The 13,349-nt window shown below is 66.0% G+C and carries 13 protein-coding genes; 5 read left to right on the forward strand and 8 right to left on the reverse strand.

The window, feature by feature from the left end; translation table 11 throughout:
* Window positions 1-10 precede the first annotated feature (10 nt).
* The 3 genes from CN97_RS13360 (at window position 11) to CN97_RS13370 (ending at window position 3,380) form a co-directional block, all read left to right on the forward strand.
* Window positions 11-1,060: an ABC transporter ATP-binding protein gene (locus CN97_RS13360; protein WP_035712370.1), complete on the forward strand. Its 1,050-nt coding sequence runs from the start codon at window positions 11-13 to the stop codon at window positions 1,058-1,060.
* Window positions 1,061-1,071: 11 nt separating this feature from the next.
* Entirely contained in the window at window positions 1,072-2,331 is a 1,260-nt protein-coding gene (locus CN97_RS13365) for an MGH1-like glycoside hydrolase domain-containing protein (protein WP_035712372.1), read from the forward strand.
* A gap of 92 nt (window positions 2,332-2,423) precedes the next feature.
* Window positions 2,424-3,380: a glucokinase gene (locus CN97_RS13370; protein WP_035712374.1), complete on the forward strand. Its 957-nt coding sequence runs from the start codon at window positions 2,424-2,426 to the stop codon at window positions 3,378-3,380.
* A gap of 3 nt (window positions 3,381-3,383) precedes the next feature.
* Here the strand turns inward: CN97_RS13370 and CN97_RS13375 are convergent, their stop codons facing one another.
* The 8 genes from CN97_RS13375 to phnF are packed head-to-tail and all read right to left on the reverse strand — an operon-like array spanning window position 3,384 to window position 9,883.
* Window positions 3,384-4,589 (reverse strand): alpha-D-ribose 1-methylphosphonate 5-triphosphate diphosphatase, encoded by a 1,206-nt coding sequence (locus tag CN97_RS13375; RefSeq protein ID WP_035712376.1) that lies wholly within the window; start codon window positions 4,587-4,589, stop codon window positions 3,384-3,386.
* A complete protein-coding gene (locus tag CN97_RS13380) occupies window positions 4,576-5,349 on the reverse strand; it encodes a phosphonate C-P lyase system protein PhnL (RefSeq protein ID WP_248700098.1) in 774 nt (257 codons plus the stop codon). Before CN97_RS13380 ends, CN97_RS13375 begins: the two co-directional genes overlap by 14 nt.
* On the reverse strand, window positions 5,312-6,124 hold the full coding sequence (locus tag CN97_RS13385) for an ATP-binding cassette domain-containing protein (RefSeq protein ID WP_035712379.1): 813 nt from the start codon (window positions 6,122-6,124) through the stop codon (window positions 5,312-5,314). Before CN97_RS13385 ends, CN97_RS13380 begins: the two co-directional genes overlap by 38 nt.
* The gene (locus CN97_RS13390) at window positions 6,121-7,035 is read right to left on the reverse strand and encodes an alpha-D-ribose 1-methylphosphonate 5-phosphate C-P-lyase PhnJ (protein WP_035712381.1); all 915 of its coding nucleotides are present in this window, start codon (window positions 7,033-7,035) and stop codon (window positions 6,121-6,123) included. Before CN97_RS13390 ends, CN97_RS13385 begins: the two co-directional genes overlap by 4 nt.
* Complete coding sequence (locus CN97_RS13395; RefSeq protein WP_035712383.1) at window positions 7,032-8,135, reverse strand: carbon-phosphorus lyase complex subunit PhnI; 1,104 nt, start codon at window positions 8,133-8,135, stop codon at window positions 7,032-7,034. The genes CN97_RS13390 and CN97_RS13395 overlap by 4 nt, the downstream gene beginning before the upstream one ends.
* Window positions 8,135-8,662 carry a phosphonate C-P lyase system protein PhnH gene (gene phnH / locus CN97_RS13400; RefSeq protein ID WP_035712387.1) on the reverse strand — a complete coding sequence of 176 codons (528 nt, stop codon included), beginning with the start codon at window positions 8,660-8,662 and terminating at the stop codon, window positions 8,135-8,137. Before phnH ends, CN97_RS13395 begins: the two co-directional genes overlap by 1 nt.
* Window positions 8,662-9,114, reverse strand: coding sequence for a phosphonate C-P lyase system protein PhnG (phnG, locus tag CN97_RS13405; protein WP_051911244.1), 453 nt, complete (start codon window positions 9,112-9,114; stop codon window positions 8,662-8,664). The genes phnH and phnG overlap by 1 nt, the downstream gene beginning before the upstream one ends.
* Window positions 9,115-9,136: 22 nt before the next feature.
* Window positions 9,137-9,883: a phosphonate metabolism transcriptional regulator PhnF gene (gene phnF, locus CN97_RS13410; protein WP_035712390.1), complete on the reverse strand. Its 747-nt coding sequence runs from the start codon at window positions 9,881-9,883 to the stop codon at window positions 9,137-9,139.
* Window positions 9,884-10,108: 225 nt separating this feature from the next.
* Between phnF and phnN the strand changes: the two genes are divergently transcribed.
* Together phnN and CN97_RS13420 are read left to right on the forward strand one after the other, a co-directional pair.
* On the forward strand, window positions 10,109-10,657 hold the full coding sequence (gene phnN / locus CN97_RS13415) for a phosphonate metabolism protein/1,5-bisphosphokinase (PRPP-forming) PhnN (RefSeq protein ID WP_035712392.1): 549 nt from the start codon (window positions 10,109-10,111) through the stop codon (window positions 10,655-10,657).
* Between the two features lie 529 nt (window positions 10,658-11,186).
* Window positions 11,187-13,235, forward strand: a complete 2,049-nt coding sequence (locus CN97_RS13420) for a catalase (RefSeq protein ID WP_035712394.1) — start codon at window positions 11,187-11,189, stop codon at window positions 13,233-13,235.
* Window positions 13,236-13,349: the final 114 nt, after the last annotated feature.

A 13,349-nucleotide genomic window follows, 5' to 3' on the forward strand; every position in this document is an offset into this window, starting at 1 on the left:
AGACCCATTCATGGCTGATATCGTCATCGACCGCATACGGAAGCGTTTCGGCGCCACCGACGCGCTGAAGGAAGTGTCCCTCACCGTTCGGGACGGAGAATTCGTCTCGCTCCTCGGCCCCTCCGGCTGCGGCAAGACCACGCTGCTCCGCATCGTCGCGGGCCTGGAGACGGCGTCCTCCGGCGATGTCCGCATCGGCGGCCGTTCCGTTCTCGGGCTGGAACCGAAGGACCGGGGGCTGGCCATGGTGTTCCAGAATTACGCGGTGTTTCCCCATATGACCGTGCGGGAGAATGTGGCCTTCGGTCTCAGGATGCAGAAGGCGGAGGAGGCCCGTGTGACCGCACAGGTCGCCAAGGCCGCGGCGCTTCTGCATATCGAGCCCTATCTGGACCGCTATCCGAACAAGCTCTCGGGCGGTCAGCGGCAGCGGGTGGCCGTGGCGCGGGCGCTTGCGGTCGAACCGGCGGTGCTGTTGATGGACGAGCCGCTTTCCAACCTCGACGCGCTGCTGCGGCTGGAGATGCGGACGGAGCTGAAGCAGGTGCTGGCGGAAGCGGGCACGACCACGCTCTATGTCACCCATGACCAGACGGAGGCGATGGGCCTGTCCGACAGGATCGCGGTGATGCACGACGGGGTGGTCGAACAGATCGGCTCGCCCATAGATATCTATGACCGGCCGGCGACGCGCTTCGTTGGCGGCTTCATCGGCAATCCGCCCATGAATTTCCTGACGCTGCCGGTGACCGGCGGTGCGGTGACGCTGGGCGGTTTCCACACTGCTGCCCCGCCCGGATCGGGCGCGACCGTGACGCTCGGCCTTCGCGGCGAAGCCGTCCAGCGGGCGCCGGCGGGCGAGGGGTTGCCGATGACCGTCCGCGTGGCGGAACCCATGGGCTCCCATCTGCTCCTGACCGGCACCATCGCCGGAGAACCGGTCCGCGTGAGCCTGCCGCCGGGGGAGCTGGTCCGACCGGGGGAGGAGATCGCCCTTGCCCCAGACCCCGCCCGCCTTGTCTGGCTCTCGCCCGAGAGCGGACGCAGCCTTCCCGCCTGACGGACATTCCCATGACCACCGATTACATCGCCGCCGCCAAGGCCGTCCTCGCCCGGAATGACAGGGGCGGATATACACTGCCGACCGACCGGCTCTATCCCTTCCAGTGGAACTGGGATTCGGCCTTCGTCGCCATGGGCTTTGCCACCTATGACGTCGACCGGGGCTGCCGCGAGCTGGAACGGCTCGCCGAGGGTCAATGGCCGGACGGCATGATCCCGCACATCGTGTTCCACCAGCCAAGCGACAGCTACTACCCCGGCCCCGAGGTCTGGCGCACCCACAATGCCGTGGCCACCTCCGGGATCACCCAGCCGCCGGTTTTCGGCATGGCGGTCCGGGTGCTCCATGAGCGGGGGGCCCCGCACGCCCGCATCCGCCCGCTGTTCGAGGCGGCGCTCCGCTGGCATCGCTGGTGGTATTCCGCCCGCGACCCGGAGGGCACTGGCCTCGTGGCGCTGCTCCACCCTTGGGAAAGCGGATCGGACAATTCGCCCGCTTGGGATGAGGCGCTCTCCCGCGTGCCGACGACCACGCGGGAGCCGGTGCGCCGCAAGGACACCGGCCATGTGGATCCCTCCATGCGGCCGCGGGATGAGGATTACCAGCGGTTCATCCACCTCGTGGACACCTATGCCGATTGCGACTGGGAACCGGCGCGGCAATGGGCGGCCGCGCCCTTCCGCATGGGCTGCGTGCAGACGACCGCGATCCTGCTGAAAGCCGGAGAGGATCTGCTGACGGTGGCGGAGGCGCTGGCGCTGCCGGAGGCCGCAGAAGAGCTTCGCGCGATGACAGCCCGCTCCCGCGCGGCGCTCCTGTCCCGCTGGTCGCCCGGCCATCGCCGCTTCCTCATCCGCGACCTGATCGCCGAAGCCGACGTGATCACCCCCACGCAGGCGGGGTTCCTCCCGCTCCTCGCGCTTGATCTGCCCGCCGACATCCGCGATGCGGCGGTGGCGGAGATGCGGCGGTGGATGCAGGGCCTCCGCGTCGCCTTCCCGACCACGCCCGCCGACTGCCCGGCCTATGAGCCGCGCCGCTACTGGCGGGGGCCGGTCTGGCCGGTCATCGACTGGCTGCTCGCCGCCGGGCTTGACCGCAATGGAGTGCCCGAACTGGCCGACGCGCTCCGTAGCTCCGTCAGCCGGGCGATGGAGACGGCGGGCTTCGTCGAATATTTCCACCCCGGCACGGGAGAGGGTCTGGGCGGGCAGGGCTTTTCGTGGAGTGCGGCCGCCTATCTGCATTTCCGCTCCCTGTCAGCCTGATCCCTCTCCGTTTGCGCACGCCTTTCGGCCCGACGGGCTGGAACCGCGCGGCTACCCGGTGCAAACAGGGGAAAACCGAACGGAGGCCGGACATGCAGACACCCGAACGGATCGATGTGGTCGCGGATGTGGGCGGCACCAATACCCGTGTCGCCCTCTCGCGGGATGGCAGGGTCGATGCGGCCACCATCCGCCGCTTCGCCAATGCCCGGCATGGCTCGCTGGCCGAAGTGCTGCGCCAGTTCGGCACGGATATGGGCCTGCGCCGCTGTGACAGCGCCTGTGCGGCCATTGCCGGACCGGTGCGCGACCATGTCGGCCGGCTGACCAATCTCGACTGGTCCGCCGATCCCGAGTTGCTTCGCGGGGCGACGGGGGCAAGCCGGGCTGCCGTGCTCAACGATCTCGTGGCACAGGGCTATGCGCTCGACGCGATACCGGAGGGGGAGATCACTCAGGTCTTTGCCGGCGGCGACCCGGCGCCAGACGCGACACGGCTGGTGATCGGGGTCGGCACCGGCTTCAACGCCGCCGCCGTCCACGAAACCGCCGCGGGCCGGGTCGTTCTGCCGTCGGAGGCGGGCCATGTGACCCTGCCCGTCCGCACGGAAAAGGCGCTGTCGCTGGTTCGTGCGCTGGAAGGCGTGCATGGGTTCGTGGGGGTGGAAGACGTCCTGTCCGGCCGGGGCGTGGCGCGGATCGACGCGTGGCTCGGCCAGGGCGAGCCCGCCCGCGACACCGCCGCGATCATGGCAGCCCTGGAAGCAGGTGAGCCGCGCGCGGTGGAGGCAGGGCGGATCTTCGTTCGCTTGCTGGGGGCCGTGGCCGGTGATCTGGCTCTGATCCACCTGCCCTTTGGCGGCATCTACCTGATCGGCGGCGTGGCGCGTGCCTTCCTGCCGTGGTTCGACAGCTTCGGCCTGCACGAAGCCTTCCGGGAGAAGGGGCGCTTCGGCCCCTTCATGGGCGATTTCGGCCTGTCGGTGATCGAGGACGACTTCGCAGCCCTTACGGGCTGCGCCGCCTATCTCACCGCCTCCGCGCGCTGATCGTCAGGAGACCGCCGCGACTGCGCGAACCGGCCGCAGGGAGCGGAAGGCCCCGCTGGCCAGACGACCGTTGGAATAGACCATCTTCCCGCCGCAGAGCGTGGCGACCACATGGCCCAGACCCTCATCCGTGGCGGCGACCAGGTCGGCGCGCCGGCCGATGGCGATGGCACCGCGATCCTCCAGCCCCAGCGCCTCCGCCACGTTTCCGGCCGAAAGCCGTGCGGCACCCGCCAGCCCCCTCGGGTCGCTCTTCGCCAGTTCCAGAACGGCGGGCAGCATGGCGGAGGGGTGGTAGTCGGACGCAAGGATATCCAGCAGGCCCGCTGCATGCGCCGCGCGCGCCGAAAGGTTGCCCGAATAGCTCTGACCGCGAAGCGCATTCGGTGCACCCATGACGGTGGCTAGCCCCCGGCTGCGCGCCTCCACCGCCGCTTCCTCCGTCACCGGGAATTCGCTGATGCAGACGCCGAGCGCCGCCATGATGCCGACCTTTGCCACCGTGTCGTCATCGTGGCTCGCCAGCGCGACGCCATTCGCATGGCAGGCGGTGGAGATGCGGGAGAGCGTGGCTGCCAGTTCCTCCTCCGGGCGGGTCCGTTCGGCGATGCGCTGCGCCACGGCCGCGGCCGCCTCCTCTGCCGAGAGGCCCTTTTCCGCCATGGTCCGCTCCACCACGCGCTCGATGTCGCGATACTGGCCCTGCCCCGGCGTATGGTCGGTAAGGGAGATAAGCTCCACGCTGCCCTCGGAGATCAGTTCATGCACCACGTCGAGCGCCTTGGGAAAGGTGATCTCGAAGCGGGCATGAACACGATGCTCGATGAGCAGATCGCCCCGCATCCGGCGGAGCGCACGGATGACCTCCGTGGTGTGGTCGTAGCTCCTGAGATGCCCGTAGGTGGAGGCCGGGCTGAAGGACAGGGCGGCATAGGCTGTGGTGAAGCCGGAGCCGGCCAGCTTCCTGTCCAGATCGCGGATGCCCAGCTCCAGCGGCATGTGGACAGAAGGGCGCGGCTCCACCTCCCGCTCGATCATGTCGCCATGCATGTCGATGAAGCCCGGCAGGAGCAGAAGCCCGTCCCCCGCCACCGCGGCGCCCGCGACAGGGCCTTCCACGATATCGGCAATCCGACCGTCTTCCACACGGACGGAGCCGCTCTCCAGCACGTCGTCCGGCAGGACGACCCGGAAATCACTGAGCCACATGTTCCAACTCCTTCGTGGACAGGTCGAGTTCTGCATCGATCAGCCCGGCCACGTCGCCGGGATGGTGAAACACGCCGATCATGGCGACGCCTTCGGTTTTCAGTTGCCGCAGCCGGCGCACCAGCGCCTCCCGCGCGCCCGCGTCGAGCGAGGCCGTCGGCTCGTCGAGCATCAGCAGCCGCTGCGGCAGGATGAGCGCGCGGGCGAGGTTCACCTTCTGCTGTTCTCCGCCCGAGAAGGTGGAGGGATATGCCGCCCAAAGCTCGCGCTTCACCCCGAACTCCGCCAAAGCCGCGCGCGCGGCTTCCAGCGCCTCCGCCGCCGGGCGCCCGGCAAGGCGCAGCGGTTCGGCCACGATCTCCTCCGCCGCGACACGGGGGCGGGCGATGAGAAACTGGGTGACGAAGCCGATCTCCCGCCGCCTGAGCAGCGCCACATCGACATCCGCCGCGGTGGCGAGGTCGATCCGCCCTTCCGCCGTGTTGAGCCAGATATGGCCACCCTTCGGCAGATAGGTCCGGTAGAGCGTGCGCAGCAGCGTGGATTTACCGGCGCCGTTATGCCCGCGCAGCAGTAGGAACCGCCCGGGATACAGACGGAAGCTCACCCCCTCGAATGCCGGGAGGCGCTGGTGGAGATGGTGCATGTCGAAATGCTTGGCCAGCCCTTCGACTTCGAGCACGGGGAGGGACATAGGGAGGGAGCGGTGCATCATGGTCGCCTCACAGTTTGGCATGGACGAGGGACTGGGTGTAGTCATGCTGCGGGTCCTGAAAGATCTGGTCGGCAAGTCCCTGCTCGACCACGCGGCCCCGGCGCATCACCATGACCCGGTCCGCCATGGTGCGGATGACGCCAAGGTCATGGCTGACGAGCACCATGGTGATCGCCCGGTCGCGCTGCAGTCGTTTCAAGGTATCCAGCACCAGCGCCTGCACGGAGACGTCCAGCCCCGTGGTCGGCTCGTCCAGCAGCAGCAGCGCCGGCTCCAGCGCGATGGCCTTGGCAAGCTGCACGCGTTGCTGCATCCCGCCCGACAGCTCGATCGGCCGCGCATCCATCCGCTCCAGCGGAAATTCGGATGCCGCCAGCGCCTCCCCGGCTTTCTCGCGCAGCGTGGCGAAGCGACGTTCCCCTGCGATCAGCAGCCGTTCGGCGACGTTGCCGGAGGAGGAGTTGCGCATCAGAAGCCCCAGATGCGGGTTCTGATAGACGATCCCCACATGGCGCGCGCAGAGCATCCGCCGCGCGTAACGATCCAGCTCGAAGAGGTTCCCCTCCGCCCCTGGAATCGCCAGCCTGTAATCTCCGCTATCGGGGGTGTCTTCCAGGTTCATCATGCGCAGCAGCGTGGATTTCCCCGAGCCGCTCTCTCCCACGATGCCCAGAACCTCGCCGGGATAGACCGTCACATCCACATCATCGAGCGCCGTCACCTTGCCGAAGCGCCGGGAGATACCGGCCATCGTCATGATCGGCGGTGTCGTCATCAGCCGCGGCGCGTCCCGGCGCGCCCATTCCGCAGTCCGGGTCATTTCATCACCCCGTTCACATACCATGTCTCTCCGGGAGCGACGCCCTCGCCTTCCGCTGCCCGGATGTGTTTGACGGCATAGCCAGAGTCTGACAGCTCGTGGACCGAGCCGCCATCGGCCTGCGGAATCTCGTTCATGAAGAAGCCTTTGACGCCCGTGCGATCGCAGGTGAGTCCGGCGTGATCCTCCACCCGGTAGGGCATGTCGGAAAACGCCAGCGGCTCCACCGGGGTAAAGGGCGGCACCGCGAAGATGCGCTTTTCCCGCCCCGCCGACAGAAGCGTCAGGTGCCGCGCCATGTTGAGCTTCGGCACGTCCCAGCGCGGTATGGGCGATGGTGTCATGACATGCCGCCCATTGACCAGCGCCGGGTAGGAGGCACCCTGCATGATGCGCCCCGACCGCACGATCTGCTCGTAGAGCACCAGCCACAGCCGCCCGTAATCGGCGTCGGCATGCATCTGGCGCGCGACGGAGATGTTCGGCTCCACCGGGCGGAGAGGCTCCGGGTTCGGCACCTGAAGGACGAGCACCTGATCCTCTCGCATCACCTCCTCCGGGATGCGGTGGCGGGATTGCAGGATGGTGGCCTCCGCCGTGTCCTCCGTGCCCCGCGCACCCGCCACGCGGGCCACGAACTGGCGGATGGAAACGGCATTCACACTGTCATCCGCGCCCTGATCGATCACCTTGACCACGGAGGCCGGGTTCACGAGCGTCAGCGTTACCTGAAGCCCGCCGGTGCCCCAGCCGCGCGCCATGGGCACTTCGCGGCTCGCATAGGGGATCTGGCAGCCGGGCACGGCGATGGCCTTCAGCATCGCGCGGCGCATCTCGCGCTTGGCGGAGGGGTCGAGGAAGCCGTAGCTCATCGCCTCCCATGGGCGGGTGAGGTCGCTCAGGGCGGTCATAGGGTCGGCTCCTCGATTTTCGCATCGGCCAGCTCGGCCTGCGGGCCGGGTTCAGGGGCAGCCACCGCCGTCCGCGCCCGCGCGTCCCGCATCGCGTCGAGCGAGGACTGGAAGGTCACATAATGCGGCAGCTTGAAGTGGATGCAGAAGCCGGAGGCCTCCACGGGTTCGGTGTGGTAAAGGAAGAACTCTTCCTCCGTCGGCGATCCCTTTGCCGCGCCCGGCGCATTCAGGTCGAGCGTCGCGGCCGAGATCACCTTCACCTCGTTCCAACCCAGCGTGGCGGAGAAACCCAGCCGGATCTGGCTGGAGGTATCCTTCGCCGCGACCTCCGCCTGCGAGACCCTGACACGGCCCGCCGAGAATACCGTTCCGCGCGGATGGCACACGCGCAGCTCTGCCTCCGCCAGCCGAAGCTCATTCACCGTGGGATGAGCGTTGCCGTAGCCCCGCATGGCCGAATAGCCCAGCGCGAGAACCCCGCCAGTATCAGCTCTGGCAAGGCTTTGGAGCGTATGTGCTCTTTTTGCAGGGAAAAGGAGCGGCTCCCGTGTGAGATCGGGAATGTTCTGAGGCGCCACATTTTCGCGCGGCGGGTCCGCAACGAGGCCCTCGGCCTTCTGCCAGGCGGCAAGCGAGGGCTGAGAGGCCGGAGCAGGCTTGGCCGCGCGCTCCACCAGCTCTGGAACGAGCGGCACGCCATCCAGGACGCCCGTCGCCAGAAGCCGATGCGCGTAATCGAGCGTCGGTCCAAGGATCTGACCGCCGGGAATGTCCTTGAAAGCTGCGGAAATGCGACGATGCGTGAACAGCGCCTCCTGCGTCACCGGCTCCGCCACCGTCAGGCGGGGCTGCGTCGTGCGCCAGGCACGGAGCAGAAGCACCGTCTCATAGAGATCGCCGCCCGTCTGGGAGAGGGCGAGCGCAGCCAGTTCCGGCTCATACAATGACGCCTCCCCCATCACCCGATCGACGAGCCAAGGCAGCGCCGCCGCGACAGCCGCCACGCGCCCCTGATCGATGGTGCCCAGCCCCTCCCTGTAAAGCCGCTCCGCCTGCGCGATGGCTCGTTCTCCGCCGCGCGTTGCAACATAAGCCATCAAAGCACCTCGATGTGGGTGGAGCGTGGCAGACCGATGACCCGGTCCCCGTCCACGATGAAGAGGTCAAAGCCGAGGGGGTAGGTCACCCGTTCGGCGCGTATGCCCCAAAGCTCCGGCGACAGCGCAGGGGAGATGGTGATGGAACCGTCGATCCCCGGCCCGGCAAGCCGCACCCGGCCCCCAGCCCGCAGCGGTGCGGCAAGCACCAGTGTCGCCCCGGCCTCCGGGTGGATCGCGGAGCCGGTCCGAGCCTGCCGGAACGCCTCTTCCGCGCCCCCGGAAAGAAACAGGTAGTCGGCGGTAGTCGGGCAGGCAGGCCGCGCGCCCGTCCGGTCGATGAGGGGCCGAAGACCCTCGTCATCCGTGAAGGCCGTGACCTCGAGATCCACCAGCGCCCGCACCACAGGGGCGAGCCCCGGCTCCGGCAGACGCCGCTCCACGCCGGGGCGGGACAGCGCCCACATCAGCGCCTCGAACGTGGCATTGTCACGGGCTTCTTCGATATTCGGCAGGGGAGCAGCCATCAGAACGTCTCCATCTCGACCCGCGTCGCCTCAACGGCGCGGAGCGTGTCATGGTCTTCGGCGGCCTGACGTGCGGCCTCGTCCATCACGAAACGCTCGATCTGCGGTCGCCCGACGGCTTCGGCATGGGCGGCATCCGTCAGCGCCATCGCCATCGCCCGCTCAAGATCGCGGCCGATCACCATGCCATAGCCCTCGATACCGGAGGCGAGGCGGACATGAGCCTCCGCCACCAGAACCTCGCCCAGATGGAAATCCGTGCCCTTCACCGTGTCGCGCATCGGCAGCATGACAAGACCTGTGCGGCTCGCCAGCACTTCCACCTCCCCCAGGCTGGGAAGCAACCCCTCCGCCAGCGCTTTCAGCGGCGCTGCATCCGCCCGCGCGAGCGTGGCGAGCAGGCGCGCATGATCGTCTCTCCCCTCGGGGGGGAGGCTGTTCTGATCGAACATCTTGTCCTCTTTCTGTTGCCGGTCAGGACCGGCGGTCGTCAGTCCGCTCCGCGCCCGGCGGATCGGTGTCGAAGGTGAACTGCACCCGGTCCGCAGACCAAACCGCTTCGGAATGGCCAATGGGTCGGCCCGCCTCGTCCACGTCGGTTTTCTGGACGACAAGGACGGGCAGCAACGGATGCTGGGCAAGCAGGCGTGCCTCCTCCTCCTCCGCCCGGCGGGCAAAGATGGTGGTGGAGCGCCGGAAATAATCAGTCACGCCATGAGCGGCATAGATGTCGCTGACAGCCTCTCCCGCCGCGCGGCGCTCCGCGAAATCGGGAAACCGCGCCGCACAGTACCACGAAAGACCGATGCTGATCGGCACGTCATCGGCCAGCCCGCGGTTCAGCAGCCGGTGAACGGCCGCCCCTTCTTCCAGCGCCAAAGCAAGGGCGATCCGGGCGGGCGCAGGCACTATTTCCGCCGCAATCTGATCGCCCCCCGGTGCCAGTCCCTGCTCCTGCAGGTTCTGCCGGAAACGGGTTCGGCGACCGATGTGATAGTTGATGAGCGGGGCCGATTCCACGAAAGTCCCGCGCCCCTGCTCCACGCGCAGCTTGCCCTCCACCGCGAGCGCGGCGACCGCGCGACGGATGGAGTGCCGCCCCGCGCCGAAAAGCTGGCACAATTCCGGCTCGGTCGGCAGCCTGTCGCCCGGCGAAAAGCTGCCCGAGGCGATCTTCTCCGAGAGTCGGTCCCGGATCATCTGCCAGTTCTCGCGCCCCATATGAGCCTCCGAGTCATTCGAATGAATTATGGATAGCTGCAGACTATGACGGCAAGATGAAATAGAAAGTCGTCGCGGAAAAAATTCCGCCGTTCTGGGAATTTCTTATGCCTTTGATATGTCGTAAAATATTCATGAAATAATCATTGCAGAATGCCGTGTGTGCGCCGTAACCGTTTGACACTCCTCGCCGGTAAAGCGCTGCGAAGGGTTCAGGAGGATGAGATGAGGACAGCGATCTTCGCCGTGGTTGGCCCCTCGGGCGCCGGCAAGGACACGGTCATCGCCGCGGCGCTGGCGCGCAGGCCAGATATCCACCGTGTCCGACGCGTCATCACCCGGCCCACCGAAGCCGGTGGGGAAGACTTTGAGGGTGTAAGCGAAACGCTTTTCCAGAAGCGGCTGGCAGCGGGTGATTTCGTGTTGCACTGGCAGGCACATGGCCTGTCCTACGGTATTCCCCGGTCTGAGGTGATCTTGGGTCGCGATGTGCTGTTCAACGCTTCGCGAGCGGTGCTGGAAAGGGCTGCCCAGGTCTTTCCAGAGTTGCGAATCCTTCAGATCAGCGCTCCGCCAGAGGTGCTCGCCCTCCGTCTTGCACAACGGGGGCGGGAAACTGCGGCGGATATTGCGCAACGCCTTGTCCGCGATACCGCCCCCTTCCCGCGAGATATTCCCGTCAGCATCATCGACAATGGCGGAGCGCTGGATATCGCCGTCGCGCAGTTTCTCCATGAACTCGACCACCGGGCAACGCGTCCCGTGATGGGCTAGCTCAATCGAAATCACCGCATACCGGCCCCGTGAGGGCGCCAATAGCGGCACCCAGAACAGGCTCGGGCAATTCACATGTGTTCCCGGCTGAACCGGTTTTCAGTTTCAAAATTGGGCGCCAAGACCTCCCCCATGAGCGAGAGCCGCGAAAGCAGGGCTGGCTTTTCACTTTGCAGACCATACCGCCGACCAATCGCAGGAGTGCGTAGCTCACGGGTTGGGGGCAAGGGCGAGAATTTTCTCGTCGCACTGCGGGGCGGTGAACACTGTCCGTTGAAACGCATCGGGCCGGACCGGAGGCTTGGTTTCGCAAATTACCCAGCCGCGGATTCAGCGTCCAGCGGGGCGTGAGCTGCGCCCAGCCGGAGAGAATTGTCCCTCAGAACACTCCAGTCACATACTGGCCCGCGGTGACGTGCGATAGGCCGCGACGTTAAGACCCCATCGCCCATCCGCCCAAAAGGCGCGGAACACCCCTGCTCCTTCCACGTTGGGGCGTAGCGAAGCGTCACGGTCAGGAGGCTCAGGCATGACCCGGCAAGGTTACGATAGCGAGCGTGGGAACGCGGGTGAAACTCAGCAGATGGCCACCGGGGGCAGCCCCGTTCTGACGACCAATCACGGCACCCCGATCTCGGACAACCAGAACAGCCTCCGTGCGGGGGATCGGGGGCCGACCCTGCTGGAAGATTTCATTCTCCGGGAAAAGATCTTCCACTTCGACCATGAGCGCATCCCGGAACGGATCGTCCATGCCCGTGGCTCTGCCGCCCATGGCTATTTCGAGTGCATCGATCCCATCCCCGACCTGAGCCGGGCGAGCCTCTTTGCGCAGAAGGGTAACCGAATCCCGGTGTTTGCCCGATTTTCGACCGTGGCCGGTGGAGCGGGTTCCGTAGACACGCCGCGTGATGTCCGTGGCTTTGCGGTCAAATTCTATACCGAAGACGGTAACTGGGATCTGGTTGGCAACAATATTCCCGTTTTCTTCATTCAGGACGCGATCAAGTTTCCTGACCTCATTCATTCCGTGAAGATGGAGGCCGACCGCGGCTTCCCGCAGGCCGCCAGCGCACATGACACCTTTTGGGATTTCGTCTCCCTGATGCCCGAAAGCATGCATATGGTGCTCTGGGCCATGTCGGACCGTGCCATCCCGCGCAGCCTGCGGATGATGCAGGGGTTCGGGGTGCATACCTTCAAGCTGGTGAACGCAGAGGGTGAGGAGACTTTCGTCAAGTTCCACTGGCGACCGAAGCTGGGCACTCAGTCGCTTGTCTGGGATGAATCGGCCAAGTTGCAGGGGGCCGACAACGACTATCACCGGCGCGATCTGTGGAATTCCATTGCCACGGGCGATTTCCCGGAATGGGAATTCGGCATTCAGACCTTTGACGCCGCGACTGCCGACAAGTTGCCCTTCGATGTACTGGATCCCACCAAGATCATCCCGGAGGAAGTTATCCCGCTGAGGATCATCGGGCGCATGGTGCTCGACCGCAATCCCGACAACCATTTCGCGGAGAATGAGCAGGTGGCCTTTCTGCCCTCCAACGTGGTGCCGGGGATAGATTTCACCGATGACCCATTGTTGCAGGGGCGGCTTTTCTCCTATCTGGATACCCAGAAATCCCGGCTTGGCACGACGAATTTTCATCAGATTCCGATCAACGCGCCGAAATGTCCCTTCGCCAATATGCAACGGGACGGGATGATGCAGACGATGGTTCCGAAGGGGCGCTCCAACTACGAACCGAACAGTCTGGACGAGGCGGGAGAAGATCCCGGGCCGCGGGCGATTGAGTCCGGGTTCAGGACGTCACCGCAGCAGGTGGAAGGGCCTAAGCTCCGTATCCGCGCCGAAAGCTTCAGTGACCATTTCAGCCAGGCGCGATTGTTCTTCCGCTCTCAGACAGAGAGTGAACAGGCCCATATCGTGTCCGCCTTCACTTTTGAGCTCTCGAAAGTGGAACTGGATCATGTGCGGAAGCGGGTCCTGTCCTTGTTGCGGAACGTTGATGAGGATCTGGCGGCACAAGTGGCGGAGGGCTTGGCGCTGGAACTTCCCGATCGCGCAGCACCTGCGCAGGAGCCGGTCGATCTCGATATCTCCGATGCGCTTTCGATCCAGAAAAACTGGACCGCGACCCTCGAGGGCCGGACCGTCGGGGTGCTGTTCGATGAAGGCTCCGACAAGGCTGAGCTGGATCAGGTCATCAAGTCGGTTGAGAGCGCTGGCGGCAAGGCCTTTACCGTCGCGCCAAAAGTGGGCGGCCTGTCCCTGAAGGGTGGCAAGATGAAGGCGGATGGGCAGCTGGCCGGCTCCCCCTCGGTCTTGTTCGATGCGGTCGCGCTCGTCCTTGCCCCGGAAGCGGCGAAGAAGCTTTCGCGCAATGGAGCGGCGGTCGCCTTCGTCATGGACGCCTTTTCCCACCTCAAGGCGATTGGCGTGAACGAGGGCGCGAAAACCCTTCTGGATCGGGCCGGGGTGGAACCGGGCCCGGGCATTACGGGACTGGATGAACTGGCAGATGCGGCGACCCGGCGCTATTGGGCGCGTGAAGCCGAAATGGAGTGATCAAGAGGGCGGCGTTAAGGATATTTTTACCATTCCAGCCCTAGCTTTCCCGCGGACCATTGGGAGTAGGAAGGTGTGGTGGATCGGACGCCGCCGTCGCGAGAATCGTCCCGA

This window comes from Haematobacter massiliensis, from assembly GCF_000740795.1.
In the GTDB taxonomy this organism is placed as follows: domain Bacteria; phylum Pseudomonadota; class Alphaproteobacteria; order Rhodobacterales; family Rhodobacteraceae; genus Haematobacter; species Haematobacter massiliensis.

Coding starts and splice junctions, on each gene's coding strand:
- CN97_RS13385 (WP_035712379.1), bottom strand. CDS start 6,124: ATGACCCGGACTGCGGAATGGGCGCGCCGGGACGCGCCGCGGCTGATG.
- phnH (WP_035712387.1), bottom strand. CDS start 8,662: ATGGCTGCTCCCCTGCCGAATATCGAAGAAGCCCGTGACAATGCCACG.
- phnF (WP_035712390.1), bottom strand. CDS start 9,883: ATGGGGCGCGAGAACTGGCAGATGATCCGGGACCGACTCTCGGAGAAG.
- CN97_RS13370 (WP_035712374.1), top strand. CDS start 2,424: ATGCAGACACCCGAACGGATCGATGTGGTCGCGGATGTGGGCGGCACC.
- phnG (WP_051911244.1), bottom strand. CDS start 9,114: ATGTTCGATCAGAACAGCCTCCCCCCCGAGGGGAGAGACGATCATGCG.
- CN97_RS13395 (WP_035712383.1), bottom strand. CDS start 8,135: ATGGCTTATGTTGCAACGCGCGGCGGAGAACGAGCCATCGCGCAGGCG.
- CN97_RS13365 (WP_035712372.1), top strand. CDS start 1,072: ATGACCACCGATTACATCGCCGCCGCCAAGGCCGTCCTCGCCCGGAAT.
- phnN (WP_035712392.1), top strand. CDS start 10,109: ATGAGGACAGCGATCTTCGCCGTGGTTGGCCCCTCGGGCGCCGGCAAG.
- CN97_RS13390 (WP_035712381.1), bottom strand. CDS start 7,035: ATGACCGCCCTGAGCGACCTCACCCGCCCATGGGAGGCGATGAGCTAC.
- CN97_RS13420 (WP_035712394.1), top strand. CDS start 11,187: ATGACCCGGCAAGGTTACGATAGCGAGCGTGGGAACGCGGGTGAAACT.
- CN97_RS13360 (WP_035712370.1), top strand. CDS start 11: ATGGCTGATATCGTCATCGACCGCATACGGAAGCGTTTCGGCGCCACC.
- CN97_RS13375 (WP_035712376.1), bottom strand. CDS start 4,589: ATGTGGCTCAGTGATTTCCGGGTCGTCCTGCCGGACGACGTGCTGGAG.
- CN97_RS13380 (WP_248700098.1), bottom strand. CDS start 5,349: ATGACTACACCCAGTCCCTCGTCCATGCCAAACTGTGAGGCGACCATG.